This is a genomic window from Mycoavidus sp. SF9855 (genome assembly GCF_024582735.1).
Lineage (GTDB): Bacteria > Pseudomonadota > Gammaproteobacteria > Burkholderiales > Burkholderiaceae > Mycoavidus.
Window position 1 is genome coordinate 582,126 of sequence record NZ_CP102085.1, and the last position, 16,468, is coordinate 598,593.

14 protein-coding genes and 1 pseudogene are annotated in these 16,468 nt (G+C 49.9%); 8 read left to right on the forward strand and 7 right to left on the reverse strand.

Features of this window, described 5'->3' with window-relative positions; translation table 11 throughout:
* Positions 1 to 8 precede the first annotated feature (8 nt).
* A pseudogene (locus NQD60_RS02530) lies at positions 9 to 254 on the forward strand (PLP-dependent transferase); the annotation flags it as partial.
* Positions 255 to 260: 6 nt separating this feature from the next.
* Here NQD60_RS02530 and NQD60_RS02535 read toward each other — a convergent pair.
* The 5 genes from NQD60_RS02535 to NQD60_RS02555 form a co-directional block, all read right to left on the reverse strand.
* Positions 261 to 1,202: an Rpn family recombination-promoting nuclease/putative transposase gene (locus NQD60_RS02535; protein ID WP_257100931.1), complete on the reverse strand. Its 942-nt coding sequence runs from the start codon at positions 1,200 to 1,202 to the stop codon at positions 261 to 263.
* A gap of 542 nt (positions 1,203 to 1,744) precedes the next feature.
* Complete coding sequence (locus tag NQD60_RS02540) at positions 1,745 to 2,761, reverse strand: class 1 fructose-bisphosphatase (RefSeq protein WP_257101242.1); 1,017 nt, start codon at positions 2,759 to 2,761, stop codon at positions 1,745 to 1,747.
* 229 nt (positions 2,762 to 2,990) lie between these two features.
* Positions 2,991 to 4,853 (reverse strand): ABC transporter permease subunit, encoded by a 1,863-nt coding sequence (locus tag NQD60_RS02545; protein ID WP_257100932.1) that lies wholly within the window; start codon positions 4,851 to 4,853, stop codon positions 2,991 to 2,993.
* The gene (locus NQD60_RS02550; protein WP_257100933.1) at positions 4,853 to 5,965 is read right to left on the reverse strand and encodes an ABC transporter ATP-binding protein; all 1,113 of its coding nucleotides are present in this window, start codon (positions 5,963 to 5,965) and stop codon (positions 4,853 to 4,855) included. Before NQD60_RS02550 ends, NQD60_RS02545 begins: the two co-directional genes overlap by 1 nt.
* A gap of 38 nt (positions 5,966 to 6,003) precedes the next feature.
* A complete protein-coding gene (locus tag NQD60_RS02555) occupies positions 6,004 to 6,921 on the reverse strand; it encodes a DMT family transporter (RefSeq protein ID WP_306438079.1) in 918 nt (305 codons plus the stop codon).
* Between the two features lie 278 nt (positions 6,922 to 7,199).
* Between NQD60_RS02555 and htpG the strand changes: the two genes are divergently transcribed.
* Genes htpG through NQD60_RS02575 form a run of 4 tightly spaced genes read left to right on the forward strand, consistent with a single transcriptional unit; the run spans position 7,200 to position 10,985 of the window.
* Positions 7,200 to 9,092 (forward strand): molecular chaperone HtpG, encoded by a 1,893-nt coding sequence (htpG, locus tag NQD60_RS02560; protein WP_257100934.1) that lies wholly within the window; start codon positions 7,200 to 7,202, stop codon positions 9,090 to 9,092.
* A gap of 17 nt (positions 9,093 to 9,109) precedes the next feature.
* Positions 9,110 to 9,706: a chorismate lyase gene (locus NQD60_RS02565; protein ID WP_257100935.1), complete on the forward strand. Its 597-nt coding sequence runs from the start codon at positions 9,110 to 9,112 to the stop codon at positions 9,704 to 9,706.
* Positions 9,707 to 9,715: 9 nt separating this feature from the next.
* On the forward strand, positions 9,716 to 10,198 hold the full coding sequence (locus tag NQD60_RS02570) for a DNA-deoxyinosine glycosylase (protein WP_257100936.1): 483 nt from the start codon (positions 9,716 to 9,718) through the stop codon (positions 10,196 to 10,198).
* Positions 10,185 to 10,985, forward strand: a complete 801-nt coding sequence (locus tag NQD60_RS02575; protein WP_257100937.1) for a spermidine synthase — start codon at positions 10,185 to 10,187, stop codon at positions 10,983 to 10,985. The genes NQD60_RS02570 and NQD60_RS02575 overlap by 14 nt, the downstream gene beginning before the upstream one ends.
* On the opposite strand, the gene mutY is transcribed toward NQD60_RS02575, so the two are convergent.
* Together mutY and mutM are read right to left on the reverse strand one after the other, a co-directional pair.
* Entirely contained in the window at positions 10,982 to 12,088 is a 1,107-nt protein-coding gene (mutY, locus tag NQD60_RS02580; RefSeq protein ID WP_257100938.1) for an A/G-specific adenine glycosylase, read from the reverse strand. The two genes, NQD60_RS02575 and mutY, sit on opposite strands and share 4 nt — an antisense overlap.
* 73 nt (positions 12,089 to 12,161) lie before the next feature.
* The gene (mutM, locus tag NQD60_RS02585) at positions 12,162 to 13,004 is read right to left on the reverse strand and encodes a bifunctional DNA-formamidopyrimidine glycosylase/DNA-(apurinic or apyrimidinic site) lyase (protein WP_257100939.1); all 843 of its coding nucleotides are present in this window, start codon (positions 13,002 to 13,004) and stop codon (positions 12,162 to 12,164) included.
* A gap of 92 nt (positions 13,005 to 13,096) precedes the next feature.
* Between mutM and NQD60_RS02590 the strand changes: the two genes are divergently transcribed.
* The 3 genes from NQD60_RS02590 to ispE all read left to right on the forward strand — a co-directional run bounded on the left by NQD60_RS02590 (position 13,097) and on the right by ispE (position 16,462).
* Complete coding sequence (locus NQD60_RS02590; protein WP_368736109.1) at positions 13,097 to 14,923, forward strand: tetratricopeptide repeat protein; 1,827 nt, start codon at positions 13,097 to 13,099, stop codon at positions 14,921 to 14,923.
* Between the two features lie 26 nt (positions 14,924 to 14,949).
* Positions 14,950 to 15,504 carry an outer membrane lipoprotein LolB gene (locus NQD60_RS02595; RefSeq protein WP_257100940.1) on the forward strand — a complete coding sequence of 185 codons (555 nt, stop codon included), beginning with the start codon at positions 14,950 to 14,952 and terminating at the stop codon, positions 15,502 to 15,504.
* A 94-nt stretch (positions 15,505 to 15,598) separates the two neighbouring features.
* Positions 15,599 to 16,462, forward strand: a complete 864-nt coding sequence (gene ispE, locus NQD60_RS02600) for a 4-(cytidine 5'-diphospho)-2-C-methyl-D-erythritol kinase (protein ID WP_257100941.1) — start codon at positions 15,599 to 15,601, stop codon at positions 16,460 to 16,462.
* Positions 16,463 to 16,468 lie beyond the last annotated feature (6 nt).

The window sequence follows — 16,468 nt, forward strand, 5'->3', positions numbered from 1 at the left end:
TTTGATACGCTGGCGGTTCGTGCCGGCAGCTTGCGTACAGAATTCAATGGACCGCCACATCTGAAGCAAAACGCGCGAATGCTTGTCGTGTAATAGAGATGAAACACAGCGGTGTTCAATTACTGGCAACCTGGGTGATACGCGCACGAGCCACTACCACGCATAGCCGTATTTCGCCGCAAGCACGCGCGGCGGCAGGGATTACTGAAGGTTTAATCAGGCTTGTGGTTGGCCGCCCGGTTAAAGCGTGCTGAGAGTATTTAATGCTGGGGCGCTACTTTTTTGATGTCGTCGTCAAAAAGACCGGTTACCTTTTTAACAAAAGCAAATTCTGATCCCTCGGCTAGCATTTTTTTAGCAATAGCGAGGGCTTTCTGGCGTTCACCTTCTTGCCTACCTTCCTGCCGCCCCTCTTGTCTACCTTCTTGCCGTAATTGTTCGTTAAAAGTCATTATACTCTCCCGCTTCTCAGGTAATACTGTGCTTAGTAGCTTAAATAAATCTTCCGCTTTTTGCGGTTGCTGCCCTTGTTCATGTGAACCAATATACTCTAGCATAGCAAAAAAATATGACTCTGTCGTATGAGATATCGCCATCTTCAAGGTGCCTTGGTCTGCAAGCTGCCGAATTGTTTCAATAAAATCGCGTGCCCGATAATGCTTAAAAAGTAATTCCATCAGTGCCGCTACCCCATGCTGTTTCAAGGTATCAACAGGCAGCGTCGTCAAATCAATGAGCTTAAATTGTTTGAAGACTAGCGCTCTTGCCATCTCAACATCATCAAAGTCTTCAAAGATATCTGTTGAATATGGATAGGGAGATACGGCGCCATGATAAAGACATATCGGCAAGACTAATGGGAGAGAGTCGTGGCCAGCTTTTAAATGATCGTCCATTAAATTTAAAGTGTATTGCAGCAGTCTAAAAGCCATATGTTTGCTGGCGGTAGATTGATGCTCAAGCAGTAGCAAGATGGGGATATAACCTGCTTTGCCATTGATTTGGCAAGCATAGACCATATCGCTATGTGCTTCACGCAGCTCAGCATTGACATAACTTTTATCAATGGCTCGCAGAGTGCTGAGGTCAAGCTGTTGATAGATATTGGCAGGCAAATGGGCTTTCAGAAAATCGAGCGCAATTTGTTTTTCTTTGAGACTTCCTTTAAAAAATTTGTCATGGGGGTGGGAAATAATGGACATAGAAGTCCTCGTAGAACTAAGTTTAAATGCTAAAGAAAAAATTATACCAGTTTAACTAGTATAAATAGACGCGTTATGATAAATTTTTCGAAACTTATGAGATGCCTGTGCGCCTATTGTGCTTGAGATAAAGCTAGGCAGTTTCAAGGTTTGATTGAGATTGCTATTTACAACGTCAAATGTACTGAGCTCGCCAAGATGCAAAATTTAATAGTGAAGTGCCGCAGCAACTTAGTTGAACGTTATAATTTCTGTAGACCGATTTTTAGCGAAAATCCATATGGTCTTATCTTTACGCAGGCGCTCGCAGGCTTGCTGCCTGGCGTACATGGCCTCTATCTTTCATGAAAACCCATCATGTGCGCCGGGCAAGGGTCCACAAGGACTTGCTGCTGACATGGCTGCCGGAAGGGGTGTTGGGACCCGCGGCAGACAAAGCGTCACACGGATCCCTATAGGCAAATGATGGGCATGCCCGCGCTTTATGTGGAAGCCGACGGCCAGCGCCACTTATCCGGTGTTAGCTCCGCGCCTCAAACCACTCAAAGCATTTCGTGGTGATAACGTGTTACACGATCAACTTCATTTTTTGACCCAAGGAAAACGGCCACCCGTTCGTGTAGTTGAGTTGGGGTGACCTCAAGAATGCGCTGCTGACCATTGGTTGCAGCGCCTTGTGCCTGTTCCACGATAAAAGCGATCGGATTAGCTTCATACATCAGGCGCAGCCTGCCAGGTTTGGCAGGATCGCGCTGGTCGGCCGGATACATAAAAATACCGCCGCGATTCAAAATACGGTGCACATCAGCCACCATCGAAGCGACCCAGCGCATATTAAAATCTTGCTCACGCACCCCAGTTTTGCCCATCAGTAGCTCATTGACATAGCGTTGTACCGGCGGATACCAATGCCGTGCATTTGAGGCATTGATGGCGTATTCATGAGTTGTTTGCGGGATACGCATATTGCTTTGCGTAAGGACCCATGAACCCAGTTCGCGATCAAGCGTAAAGCAGTGTACGCCGTGACCTGTGGTGAGCACAAACACAGTTTGTGGGCCATACACAACGTAACCCGCAGCAACTTGCTGCGTACCTGCTTGTAAGAATGATTGCTCGGTAGGCGGCTGGGTTTTATCTGTGCAACGCAAGACCGAGAAAATTGTGCCAATTGACACATTGACATCGATGTTCGATGAGCCATCAAGTGGATCAAACAACAGCAAGTATTCACCTTTAGGGTAATGGTGCGGAATCAGGTGAATATGCTCAAGCTCCTCGGATGCCATGGCGGCGAGGCTGCCCCCCCATTTATTGGCTTCGAGCAGAATATCATTTGAAATCACATCGAGCTTTTTTTGCACTTCGCCCTGCACATTCTCGCTGCCGGCGCTGCCTAGTACACTGCCTAACGCACCTTTACCGACATAATGGCCGATCATTTTGCACGCTCGTGCAACGACCTCGATTAAGAGCCGTAAATCGGCGGGGAGACTATTGTGTTGGCGTTGTTGTTCAATTAAAAATTGAGTAAGCGTGGTACGGTCTTGCATGAGGATGACTCCAAAAAGCGTTCAAATCGCCGCGATGTTACCAGTTTGCGCAAAAAGTGCGCGAATCTTTATCAATAACAACACGCGATCTGCGTTAATTCCTATTCTGCACTCTATAATTTTGTATTACGAGCAGGATGAGGGTGGATTTAAACAGAGATATGCGCATGAGGGATATTTTATTGCCCTCGCCAGTGACGTCCGGGCGGATCTGCAGGTTAACGAGTAAAGGCCTTCACCGCACACTACGCCGGCGCAACCGATCCGCACATCCAATAATAATCGCCACGAAGAAAAACAGGCAAGTTGAAACGGCTGCAATCGTCGGAGAGACGTTTAATGTAATCTCGTCCCAAAACTGCTTAGGCAGCGTTGCACTGAGACCACCCGTGACAAAAAGTGCAATCGTCAATTCATCAAATGAAGTGGCAAAGGCAAACAAAAACGCTGAGGCTAAGCCAGCGGATAAAATCGGAAAAGTGATATAACGTAAAGTCTTAAACCGGTTAGCCCCCAGGCTTTGAGCTGCCGCATCAAGCTGGGTATCATAATTTTTAAGAACCGCTATGATTGTGATGACGACATAGGGAAGCGCAATGGTCGTGTGGCCTAACACCAAGCCAAACATGGAGCCTACTAAGCCTAGCTTAGCGAAAAGATAAAAGAAACCAATCGCTAGAATCATCCTTGGCACAATCATCGGCGTTAGAATAAAACCCAGCAGTGCTACTTTCCAGCGAAAACCTGAGCGAGAGAGCAAAAAAGCGGCAGGTGCGCCAATCAGCATCGATAAAAATCCCGTGCTTATGCCAATCAAGATGGAACGTATAGCGGCATGGCTCCAATTGGGCGAATGAAAGATAGCTTCATACCACTGTAAGGAAAACCCTCGAGGGGGCCAATCGATTGCTCGGCTTTCAGTGAAAGAGATTGGAATCATCACGAGTATCGGAGCCATCAAGAATGCCAGCATAGCCAGCGCAGCGATCCGCAGCGCCCATCCTTGTTTGCCGGAGAGATGCCGGTTTTTTGCAGGATTTTTGACGTAGGTTTGTGTTCTCCAAGAAACCGTATGGCGCCACAGACTACCCAAACCATCAAAAATATCGGCCAAACGTTCAAGGATCCAGTAGCCAGCAAGTCGTATCCTGAGATGGGTGGGGCTAGCCGCTTGCTGAGTGGTCGTGGTCCTTTCTCCGGCTAAACTTGAAAGCCCGATGAGCCGACTATATAAGAAAAAAACGGCTAACACTGCCACCAGCAGCAGCATTGAAACAGCACCAGCAAATCCCCAATTGAGCGTACTCTGAATTTGGTCCATGATAATTTGCGTCATCATGATTTCTTTACGCCCACCTAACAGCGCTGGCGTGATAAAAAAGCCAATCGACGTGACAAATACCATCAGCGCTGCTGCCGCTACGCCTGGCAAAGAAAGTGGAAAATACACGGTCCAGAATGCTCTAGCGGGTTTTGCGCCCAGTGTTAATGCAGCACGAGGCAGGGTGCGGTCAATATTTTTCATGACCGACAGCATGGTCAAAATGGCCAGCGGCATCATTGCATGCACCATGCCAGTTAGGACAGCTGGAAAGTGATAGAGTAAATTGAGTGGGGCGTCTGTCACCTTGGTGAGGGCCAGCATCTGATTGAGCATACCATTGCGGCCAAGCAGTACCATCCAACCAAAGGTGCGCACGAGAAAGCTTGTCCAAAATGGCAACAAAACCCAAAACAGCAACGAACTCTTAAACTTTGGGGGCGCAAAAGTAATCAGATAGGCAACTGGATATCCTCCCACGACAGCAAGCAAAGTGGTATAGGCGGCTGTTTTGAAGGTGATGGCAAGCACTTGCAGGTAGACTGGCGACAAAAAGAGCCGGCTGTAATGGGTCAGCCCTAATTCTCCTTCAGGCAGAAAGCTTAGACTGAACAACTGGGTGATGGGTAACACCAGCGTCACCAGCAGATAAATGATAATGGGTGCGCCGAGATAAAATTTTGGGCTACTCAATAGTCTAAATAGCTTGGGCCAATACTGTGCGGTGAGTAGCCTGGAGGCTGCTCGAACTTGCCAGGAAGACTCTTTTTGTTTCATTAGACCTCAATGCCCATTGGGTCTTGTGGAATTGCGATCGCATCCGCTGCATTCCAGGTCAACGTAAGTTTCTCACCTTGAAGGCGAGGTGAGCGGTGGCCCTGGGTTAGCTCTGCAATGATGAGTTGCGTGTCCCTTGGGGCCGATAGGTACGATTTGCTGGTGGCGCCAGTGACCACGAAATCAGTGAGCATGGCTTCAATTCGGTTTTCGTTTAAGTCGCTCTCTGTGCTGACGCGCAAATGTTGCGGCCTAATCATGACCTCAATGTGGCTGCCAGGCGTGACCGGCTTGCCATTGGAGGTGGCAATGCCGCCCCCACTCATACCGTTGAAGCTGAAATGCACGGCTTCACCAGCGACTTGGCTGACGCGCGCTGGCAATAAATTGGACTCGCCAATAAAATCTGCCACGAAAGCGGTCTGTGGGCAAAAATAAAGCTCAATAGGCGTACCCAATTGCTCGATCTTGCCCCCGTTCATTAAGCAAATGCGATCCGACATGGTCATCGCTTCCTCTTGATCATGCGTGACATAAAGGATCGTTGTGCCAAGCTCGCGATGGATGCGTTTAATCTCCAGCTGCATTTGGTTGCGCAATTTTTTATCTAATGCGCCGAGAGGTTCATCCATCAAAATAATGGACGGGCGATACACCATACAGCGAGCGAGTGCGATGCGCTGTTGCTGACCGCCGGATAATTCACGCGGGAAGCGCTCAGCCACATGCGGCAGCTCGACAAGCTCAAGTATGCGTGCAACGGCTTGCTGAATCTCGCGCGCGCTCACTTTGCGCATTTTAAGAGGAAAGGCAATATTTTCTGCCACGGTCATATGCGGAAATAACGCATAGTTTTGAAAAACTACACCAATATCCCTTTCATACGGCGCCTTGTTAGTGACATCGATACCACCGATATAAATGTTGCCGCCATCGGGCTGTAATAATCCTGCAATCAAGCTCAGCAGCGTTGTTTTACCTGAGCCCGAAGGGCCGAGTAAGGTTAGAAATTCCCCTTGCGATACGGCCAAATCAGTTGGAGCTAATGCAACGACATGGCCATACTGCTTACACAGCTGATTGGTTTGTAATAATTTTAATGGTTCGGGCATTAGAAAATTTTCTTAAAAGGCGTGGGTTAACTTTGCCCCTAGTTGTGCGCAATCTTTTGTGCAGGAGTGATGCTGCTTGGTGGTAATGCTGCAATCCGCGTGCGACTGCTAAGTGCAAGCATGAAGACAACCGCTGCGGCAAAAAGCCAAGTGTCCGAGCCAACTTCCTCGCCAAAAAAGCAGGTAGAAAAAGCCAGCGTGAAAAATACCTGTAACTGTTGCACTTGGCTAACCCGCGCAATACCGCCTAACGCAAGGCCCGCGTACCATATAAAAAGACCAAAAAACTGCGAAATAAGCGCAGCATAGCCAAAAGCCAGCCAGGATTTAAGAGAAATTGGGCCCGTATGGTGCCAAGCCAGCAAAGTAACCGGTATGACTAGCACTGGAGCGGAGATAACCAAGGCCCAACAAATTACTCGCCAGCCACCCATTTGCTTAGCCAGGCGACCCCCTTCTGTATAGCCGAGCGCGCCAAAAACAACGGCAATCAACATGAAGATATCCCCGGCCATTAACGTGCCGCCACTTGCGCGCATTGCATAGGTGATAATGAGTGTGCTGCCTATGATTGAGCATAGCCAAAATGTACGGGAGGGTTTTTCACGGGCGAACCACACTGCATAGATGGCAACGCATAAGGGTTGTAGTCCATTGACAATCGCGCCGTGCGAGGCAGGCAGGGTACGCATAGCCCAGGCAGTACATACCGGAAACACTATAATTGCGCCTAAGGCGACAACGGCTAGCCCCTTCATTTGTTGTTTAGTTGGCCATTTTTCCCGGCGCCAGGCCAGTAAGATGGCTGCAGGTATCGCCGCTATGAATGAACGCCCAAGCCCATTGAGTAATGGATGAATTTCCATAATGGTAATGCGTGTCATCGGTAACGTTATGCTGAAAAGAATAACGCTTAGCAAGCCAAGCAGCATGCCTTGAATTTCACGTGGACTCATCAAAGAATATCCGATAATGTTGAATTTGGCCGACAGCGCCGAGATAATAAGTATAGGCGAATGTGATGGAATAATTGTACGACAATGTGGCAAGAGCCATTAAAATAGGCCAACTAACGCAAAAATGTTATTGCAGTAGCCCACCAACCTGGCTTGCTGCTTGTGCTGGCATTTCATGTGCGCGCTTATCTAATCTCTCTCTTGAAATACGGAAAAGCGCCTCCACTATTTGGCACGATCAATTAATATCAATTTAACAGCCCTTAAGGATTTTGACAATGACGCAAGAAACCCTAAGCTTTCAGGCAGAAGTAAAGCAGCTTCTGCAGTTGATGATTCACTCACTCTATAGCAATAAAGAAATTTTTCTGCGCGAATTGATCTCAAACGCGTCAGATGCCGCGGACAAACTACGCTTTGAAGCCATTGCAGATGCGTCACTTTATGAGAGTGATGCGGATTTACGTATTCGCATTTCATATGATGCCGCTGCGCGCACCATCACAATTGACGATAATGGGATTGGCATGAGCCGCGAGGAGGCAATTGCCAACCTTGGCACGATTGCTCGCTCCGGTACCAAAGAGTTTTTTGCCAAACTTTCTGGCGATGAGCAAAAAGATGCGGCGCTGATTGGTCAATTTGGCGTGGGTTTTTATTCCGGTTTTATCGTTGCTGACCAGATCACAGTCGAATCGCGCCGCGCTGGCTTGCCAGTTGCTGAAGGAGTCCGCTGGCAAAGTACAGGAGATGGCGAGTTTAGTATAGACGCTATTGAACGGACCGCACGCGGTACGTCCATTACCTTGCATCTGCGCGCAGGCGAAGATGATTTTCTGTCTGCGTGGCGCTTGAAATCGATCATCAGAAAATATTCGGATCATATTGCCCTGCCGATTCTGATGGCCAAGGAAGAATGGGATCAAGAAAAGCAAGAAACCGTACGCCGTGACGAGGACGAAACGATCAACCAGGCAAGCGCTCTATGGGCACGCGCAAAAAGCGATATTGATGAAACCCAGTATAAGAATTTTTATCAGCATCTGTCGCATGATCAACAAGAGCCGTTGATCTGGACACATAATCGCGTTGAGGGCCGCAATGAATATACGCAGCTCTTATATGTCCCTGCTCAAGCGCCTTTCGATCTAGGGGACCGTAATCAGCGTGGTGGGTTAAAACTGTATATCAAGCGCGTCTTCGTGATGGACGATGCAGAGCAATTATTGCCTACGTATTTACGTTTTATTCGCGGCGTGGTCGATTCAAACGACTTACCATTGAATGTCTCACGTGAAATTTTGCAGGAAAGCCGTGACGTTAAGGCAATTCGAGATGGTGTGACTAAGCGCGCGTTATCCATGCTTGAAGAGCTCGCTGAGACAGATGCGGAAAAATATACGGTGTTCTGGCAGCAATTTGGTCAGGTATTGAAAGAAGGAATGGGCGAAGATCATGCCAATCGCGATCGAATTGCGCAACTTTTGCGGTTTGCCAGCACAGCCACTGATACAGCAGCTCAGACGGTCACTTTGGCAGAATATGTGGCACGCATGAAAGAAGGCCAGAGCAAAATTTATTATGTCACGGCAGATAGCTGGCAGGCAGCGCGCAATAGCCCACACCTTGAGGTATTTCGCAACAAAGGAGTCGAAGTATTATTGCTGACGGACCGGGTAGATGAATGGATGCTCTCTTTCTTAAACGACTTCCAAGATAAGCCACTGAGCAGCGTAGCGCGCGGCGATCTTGATCTAGGCACGTTAAGCGATGATGAGAAAAAAGAGCAAGAAAAAACCAGCGAGTCATTGCAGCCGGTGGTCGAAAAAATGAAAGAGGTCTTGAAAGACAAGGCAAAAGATGTGCGTGTTACATTCAGGCTGACTGACTCACCCTCTTGCTTAATTGCCGATGCAAACGAGATGAGTGGCTATTTGCAACGCCTATTAAAATCGGCGGGCCAAAAAGCACCTGAATCGAGGCCAATTCTAGAAATTAATCCAGAGCATGCATTGATTAAGCGTTTGAATGCTGAACAAGCCAGTTTTGATGCCTGGTGTCATTTGCTTTTCGACCAAGCAATGTTGGCCGAAGGGGGCGCGCTAAACGATCCGGCGGACTATGTAAAACGCGCTAACACGTTGTTATTGGAAGGGCTGGAGCGCAGCTAAACAGTTTTATCCGTTTGATGCCCATGCCTTTTAATGTGTCCAATGCACACTGGCGAGTGCTGCCGCGCCCGGCTTTTTCTGCTGATCAGAAAGATTGGCTGACGCGCGGTGGCTCGTTGACGCGTCGTTTGCAAACATTGGGCAGGGTAGACGTGCAGGTCGTGCGCGAAACAGTTGATTTTGTTTGGGCGAGTGAAGCGCATTGTTTAAAGACACGTGCCCGTCAACGTGTATGGGCGCGCGAGGTGCTACTGCTGGTAGAGGGAGAACCTTTTATTGCCGCGCGTAGTATTGTGCCGTTGGTCGCAAGCCGTAGTGTTTGGGGCGGGATTCGCCAGTTACATACGCGCTCACTGTCTGAGCTATTGTACGGTGGCGCGATTCAACGCTCGGCGCTGGCCAGCCGGCCAGTTGGAAGGCGCGATCCACTCCAGCGTTTTGTTAGGCGGTGCCTTGCTCAACCGGCGCTAGGTTTATTACCGGCTCTGCCGTCGATCGACGCGCAGCCATGTGTTGCGCGCCGTTCGATTTTTATGCATGCTGGCGAGCCTTTGCTCGTCACTGAATGTATGCTGGCAGCATTATGGACACGCCTTGCTACGCATAATAGGTGAAACCGGATAATGTTATATGGTTTTCCACCTGTGCTCGCAAACGATACACGCATCCTTATTTTGGGGAGCTTTCCTGGCGAAGCATCCCTGCTGGCAACACAATACTATGCACATCCACGCAATCAATTTTGGCGTTTATTGAGTGAATTGCTCAATGAACCACTCACAGAACTGACTTATCCGGCTCGTCTTGAGCGCCTGCTAACTTATCGGATCGGTCTTTGGGATGTACTGGCGGCTTGTCAGCGCAAGGGTAGCCTCGATACCGCGATCCGCCAGGCGGCGCCCAATGATTTTGCTGGTTTGCAGCAGTTGGCTCCGGCCCTTGAGAAAATCTGCTTTAATGGCAAAACCGCGGGCCGCTTTGCGCCAGTGCTGTGCGCGGCGGGTTATCAGACATTGGCTTTGCCCTCTTCAAGCCCAGCTTATGCTGCGCTCTCATTTGAACAAAAACTGCGCGCCTGGCGTGAAATTTTGCATGACAACTTCTAATAAACGTAGCTTACGTTACCCGCAAACCCCGCGTTTTGCACCCGTTACTTTTTCTGAGGAAGGGGGCGTGCGTTATTTGCATTTTGGCACTCAATGGGTGCAGGGCGCGATGCGATTGCGTGCGCCAACGCGGATTGAACTCGAATATGCGCAGCAGATGATGGCGTGGCTGCTCTTTCTTGATCCGCCTGCGCATATTGTGCAACTGGGTTTAGGGGCGGCAACATTAACCAAATTTTGCTACCGATACTGCCAAGCTTCACGGGTCACGGCAGTTGAATTGAATCCGGCTGTTGTGCTTGCTGCGCGTACCATGTTCGAGCTACCCGCTAACGATGAGCGCTTATCGGTGATTGAATCTGATGCTTGGGATTTTGTTCATGATTCATCTCACTATGGTGCCATCGGTATTTTGCAAGTCGATTTATATGACGCAACTGCACATGGCCCGGTACTTGAGAGTACAGCATTTTACCGTGCTTGCCGTTCTTGTTTGGCTGCGCCGGGCATCTTAACCGTCAATTTGTTCGGCGACCATCCTAGCTTTGCGCGCAATATGCGTAGTTTACGTGAAGCTTTTGAGGGGCGCGTGGTGGCTTTGCCTATAGTTCATGATGGTAATCGGGTAGCGCTTGCTTTTAGTGGTCCACCGCTGGCCTTTGATTGGGATGCGCTGGCCGCCCATGCGCGTGTGCTTGAAAAGAAATGGCGGCTGCCAGCGCGTGCATGGCTGTCAGCGTTATCTGAAGTGATGGATATGAATGCCCCGCATCAATTGTTAATTTAGCAGAAAGGCAAAATATCCGCCTGAGCTTCACTCTGCAATTTGTCCAATATCCGTCGTACTGGTGCGGGCAAACCATAAGCTTGGACGTCATCTGCTGAGACCCAAGCTTGGTTGGCGTCGGCCACTGCTGCGGCAGTTGCAGTAGAGGAGGGAAGTGCCGCCAGCCTAGGTTCTATGGTGAGCTGAAAATGCGTAAAGGTGTGGATGATCGAAGGCAGCGCGGTCAAAGGGCCAAGCACGCCGAAGCGCGCTGCATAAGCGGCCAGAGTGGCATCATCCGTGGCTTCTGGCAGGCTCCATAAACCACCCCAGATGCCTGCGGGAGGGCGGCGCTCAAGCAGTACGGCATCACCGTTACATAGAATGAGCATTAGCGTGCGCCGCATAGGTTTGATTTTTTTGGGCCGGGCCGTTGGCAATGTTTTTTCACGGCCGCTAAGATAAGCTACGCAACCGCTTTGAAAGGGACAGCGTGCACAAGCAGGACGACCACGTACACATAAAGTAGCGCCAAAGTCCATTAAACCTTGGGTATACGCTTTGATTGCGAGGTTGTTGCTGACTTTATCTTGGCCAGAGTAGAGCGGCAATAGCGACTCTGCTAATTTCCACATTGCGTTCTCAATCTGTTTTTCGCCAGGAAAGCCTTCAATTCCAAAAACGCGGGCCAGTACGCGCTTCACATTGCCGTCCAGAATGGTTGCGCGCGCGCCAAAGGCAAAAACAGCAATGGCTGCCGCCGTTGAACGGCCAATACCCGGTAATGTGATGAGTGTATTGACATCGTTTGGGAAATGACCATCATGTTCGGCCACCAGCTGTTGTGCGCAACGATGCAGATTGCGTGCGCGCGAGTAATAACCTAGTCCGCTCCATAAGGCCATCACTTCATCAAGCGGCGCATTGGCTAATGCCGTCAGATTAGGAAAGCGCTCAATAAACCGTAGATAATAGGCAATCACAGTTGACACTTGCGTCTGTTGCAGCATGATTTCAGATAGCCAAATACAATAAGGGTCGTCGTGCTGCCACGGCAAATCGTGGCGTCCAGATTGACGTTGCCAAGTAATCAGGCGAGGAGCGAATTCTGCAATCGAAATCATTGAGGGAGTGGATGAATTGTAAAAAAATCAAATGAAGGGCTTGGATACTATCCGCTGCTGGATCATTTATTGTTTAATGCTGGCAGCGCGGACAATAATAAGTGGAGCGCTGCTGTTGCATAATTTGGCGAATGGGCGCGCCACAGTTGCGGCACGGCTCACCGCTACGGCCGTAAACGAAATAGTCCAGCTGAAAATAACCTCGCGCGCCGTCGCTACCAACGAAATCGCGCAACGTGCTGCCGCCTTTTTCAATGGCTTCGGCCAATGTTGCACGGATCTCAGTGACGAGTTTTTCATAACGCTTAACTGAAATACGTCCAGCCGCAGTTGCTGGATGAATGCCCGCGCGGAATAAACTCTCTGAGGCATAGATATTACCCACCCCCACGACAATCTGACCCGCTAGCAAGATCTGCTTGATAGGCGTGCTGCGCGCGCGTGTTAGGCGGTGAAAAAGCGCGCTATTAAAATCAGCCGATAGTGGCTCAATACCTAACTTGGCTAATAATGGGTGTAGCAAGACGGGTCCAGCATTGTGCGGATGCCACAAAACCGCGCCAAAACGCCGTGGGTCCCGAAAACGCAGCATACATTTATCGAAGATCCAATCGATATGATCGTGTCGGTCCGTTGGCAAGAGCTGGCTCTCGCTGGCCGTGCCACGCGACAGGATACGCAAAGTCCCGGTCATGCCGAGATGAATCAGTAGCCAGCCGTTTTCTAGCTCAAGCAATAAATATTTACCACGCCGCTCAACATGCTTAATTAAGCCATCGTTAAGCAAGGTGCCAAGCTGCGTTGGCACGGGCCAGCGCAGCTTGGCAGTACGCACCACGACGCGTTGAATTCGTTGATTCGTTATATATGGCATGATGCCGCGGCGGGTAACTTCTACTTCTGGTAATTCTGGCATAGTGCAAGATGGATTAGGTTAAGCCAAATTTTATCCGATTCTTGTCGGTTGATCGCGTTACAATTCTTCAATCAGATTGCCGCTGGAGACTCATGAATATTTTTCTTACACAGTTGTTGATGTATCGATCTGAGCGTACGGCTCTGCCGCGCGTGGCGTATTCGATTGGCGTAATGGTGCTGGCAACCGCCGTATGGGCGGCTCCCTTCAGCGTAAATGCGCGTGCAACCGCCATCTCAGGCGAAGAGAGCGTCGTCGCCGGCTTGCCAGCGCCGCTTGACGCGTACAGAACACTGCCGGCAGTTAAGCTGACAAGCCAGATTATGTTCTTGGTCCTGGCGGCTGAGATTGCGCTACAGCGGGGGCAGCCTGCGCCTGCTTATCAGACTTATCTTGAACTGACGCGTACTACCCATGATCCTCGTATGGCTCAGCGAGCGGCAGAAATCGCATTGGGTGCGCAGAGCCCATCTGATGCGCTGGTGGCCGCCCGTCTATGGCGCCAATATGAGCCAAATTCTGGGCGTGCCGCACAATTTGAAGCTGCTTTGCTGGTACTAAGCGGTAAGTTTAATGAAGCGCGGCCTATTTTGGCTGCTGAACTGGCCAAAGTCCCAGCAGACGATAAAGGGGAGGCGATGTTGGCGCTGCAGTTACTGTTAGCACGCAGCCCAGCCCCGGCGAGTGGCTTGAACTTACTGCAGACGCTACTCAAAAGCGAGTTGGCGCGTCCTGAAGCGCACCTTGCGCTGGCGCGGCAGCAGCTTTTGTTAAATGACTCAGCCAAAGCTTGGCAATCATTGCGCCAGGCGCTTACTCTTAAGCCAGACTATGAAGCTGCCGCCTTATTGTTGGGGCAACTTGGGCCCCTCCAGCGGCAGCAGGCGATTGAGTTGATGCGGGCTTTTGCTCAGAAAAATCCAAAATCGCGTAATGCGCATATTGCGCTAGCGCAGCTCTATCTAGCCGATCAGGAGTTTGATCAGGCCCGTAGAGAATTCCAAGTAATGCGCGCGCAAAATCCGGCTGATCTTGCCCCGTTAATGGCTTTGGCCCTGATTCATATCCAGCAAAAGCACTATGACGATGCGCAGCAGTATTTGCAACAATACGTGCATGCCGTAGAAAAGCGCAAAACCAAGCCAGAATTGGATGCCGGGCAGGCCTATATTTACTTAGCGCAGATTGCCAGCGAAAAAAAGAATGATGTGCTCGCCATGCAATGGTTAAGCAAAATTAATGCCGCCAGCGGCCAATACATTCCGGCGTTGTTTGCCCGCGTACAGCTGTTAGCTAAAGCTGGCAAAGTCGATGAAGCACGCAAATTGCTTGCTGATTTGCAAAGCAATGAGCCGCGCGTCAAAATATTGGCCGCGCGCACCGATAGTGCCTTGCTGGCTGAGGCGCAGCATTATGTCGAGGCCGAAGCAAGTCTAGCGCGGGCGCATAAAGCGCATCCAGATGAGCCGGAGTTGCTTTACGAGTACGCCATGATGGCCGAAAAAAATCGCCATTACACGCTGATGGAAAATTTACTGCGTCGTTTGATGACGTTACAGCCCGATAATCCCAATGCGTATAATGCTCTTGGCTATTCATTGGCAGATCGTGGTCAACGGCTTAATGAGGCAGACAAGCTGATTGAGAAAGCTTCTTCTTTGGCGCCAGACGATGCTTTCATTATCGATAGTTTAGGCTGGGTCAAGTACCGACTTGGCAATCCACTGCAAGCAGCTAAATTACTGCGTCGCGCTTATCAGCTACAGCCTAATGCCGAAATTGGCGCTCATTTGGGTGAGGTCCTATGGATACAAGGTTTGCAGGAAGAGGCCAAACAAATCTGGAAAAAAGCCAGAAAACTTGAAGAAAACAACGATATCTTGCTGCGAACGCTAAAACGTTTTTCGATCAAACGGTAATGAGACAGTAAAGAACAAAAATAGATATGCGATATCCAATCAAATCTCAACTCAAAAAGTTTACGGTATTGGCTATTTTGTTAGGGTGGCTGGCGGGTTGCGCGTTGCCACCGCTTGCGCCCCCTGCACCCACATCGTTTGCATGCAATGGCCGTTTTTCAGTGCGCTACCAAGAGGTCAAGGGCGTTCATAGCCGAACCTGCAATATCTATGGGCATTTTGCCTGGCGCGACGATGGCAAAGCAGTGACCTTGCGTTTACTGAGCCCGCTTGGTCAGACGTTGGCTATAGTCCAATTATCGGCTTTGGGCGCAGTGCTTGAACTGCCTAATCGGCCGACACAGGTGGCTGACAATGCGGATGAGTTGATGAAAACCACACTAGGTTTTTCCTTGCCGGTGACAGGTTTGCGCAATTGGCTGCGGGTACCGGAAGGTTGGGAGCGCCCTGTGCAGATTCGGCAAGATGGGTGGACGATTGACTATCTCTCTTATACAGAGGCGCCTGTAGTGCGGGTGCAACGTATGAATTTAACGCGTGATGATTCATCGATTGAGGTTAAGCTTGTGCTTGATCGTTGAAGCTCAACTGAGCACTAGGCCGTTATCAGGCAAGCAAAATCGAAGCAGATAAGGCCTGTTAACAGAAATTGAATGATTTAATGATATAAAACATATGCCTGATTTTTCATGTTTGGCGCCTGCCAAGCTGAATCTTTTTTTGCACATCACCGGTCGCCGGGCGGATGGATATCACTTTTTACAAACGGTATTTCAGCTGCTCGACTACGGCGATACGCTACATTTTAAGGTGCGCGCTGATTCACTCATCACGCGCGCGGCGCCTGTGCCGGGCGTGTCTGAGGCGTCCGATCTGACCTTGCGCGCAGCGCGCGCGCTGCAGGCGCATGCGCGTTGTCCCCTGGGGGTTGAGATTGGGCTTGAAAAGCAGATACCGATTGGCGCCGGCCTAGGTGGCGGTAGTTCAGATGCGGCCAGCGTCTTACTTGCGCTGAACCGGTTATGGGAGCTCAATTTATCACGTGCACAACTACAGGAATTGGCTGTATCATTAGGCGCAGATGTGCCATTTTTTGTATTTGGCTACAATGCATTTGCACAAGGAATTGGAGAGCAGTTGCAGGCTCTCGAGCTACCGCAGCGCCATTTTTTGGTCGTGACGCCGGCCGTGCAAGTGTCGACTGTTGAAATTTTCTCTACGCGGGAATTGACACGGGATACGAAAGTCATCAAAATAGCGGACTTTCTAGCGCAACGAAGTGGCGCGTTAGGGCCTGGCGGTTTTGGGCGTAACGATATGCAAGCTGTAGTTGCCGGAAAATACGCAGAAGTAGCGCAAGTGTTGGATTGGTTTAAAGCTGTTGCGCCAGCTCGCATGACGGGGTCAGGTGCAAGTGTTTTTGCGGTATTTCTCAGCAAAGATGAAGCCCTCTCGGTGCAAGCGGCGTTGCCTGCTGGCTGGCATAGTCAGGTAGCGACAAGTCTTGACAGCCACCCGTTGCTTGCTTTTGCGTCGTAAAAAGTT

Bases quoted from the DNA above. Each gene is read 5' to 3' on its own strand.
- NQD60_RS02535 (WP_257100931.1), bottom strand. From the start codon at position 1,202: ATGTCCATTATTTCCCACCCCCATGACAAATTTTTTAAAGGAAGTCTC.
- NQD60_RS02545 (WP_257100932.1), bottom strand. From the start codon at position 4,853: ATGAAACAAAAAGAGTCTTCCTGGCAAGTTCGAGCAGCCTCCAGGCTA.
- NQD60_RS02550 (WP_257100933.1), bottom strand. From the start codon at position 5,965: ATGCCCGAACCATTAAAATTATTACAAACCAATCAGCTGTGTAAGCAG.
- NQD60_RS02555 (WP_306438079.1), bottom strand. From the start codon at position 6,921: ATGAGTCCACGTGAAATTCAAGGCATGCTGCTTGGCTTGCTAAGCGTT.
- htpG (WP_257100934.1), top strand. From the start codon at position 7,200: ATGACGCAAGAAACCCTAAGCTTTCAGGCAGAAGTAAAGCAGCTTCTG.
- NQD60_RS02565 (WP_257100935.1), top strand. From the start codon at position 9,110: ATGCCCATGCCTTTTAATGTGTCCAATGCACACTGGCGAGTGCTGCCG.
- NQD60_RS02570 (WP_257100936.1), top strand. From the start codon at position 9,716: ATGTTATATGGTTTTCCACCTGTGCTCGCAAACGATACACGCATCCTT.
- NQD60_RS02575 (WP_257100937.1), top strand. From the start codon at position 10,185: ATGACAACTTCTAATAAACGTAGCTTACGTTACCCGCAAACCCCGCGT.
- mutY (WP_257100938.1), bottom strand. From the start codon at position 12,088: ATGATTTCGATTGCAGAATTCGCTCCTCGCCTGATTACTTGGCAACGT.
- mutM (WP_257100939.1), bottom strand. From the start codon at position 13,004: ATGCCAGAATTACCAGAAGTAGAAGTTACCCGCCGCGGCATCATGCCA.
- NQD60_RS02590 (WP_368736109.1), top strand. From the start codon at position 13,097: ATGAATATTTTTCTTACACAGTTGTTGATGTATCGATCTGAGCGTACG.
- NQD60_RS02595 (WP_257100940.1), top strand. From the start codon at position 14,950: ATGCGATATCCAATCAAATCTCAACTCAAAAAGTTTACGGTATTGGCT.
- ispE (WP_257100941.1), top strand. From the start codon at position 15,599: ATGCCTGATTTTTCATGTTTGGCGCCTGCCAAGCTGAATCTTTTTTTG.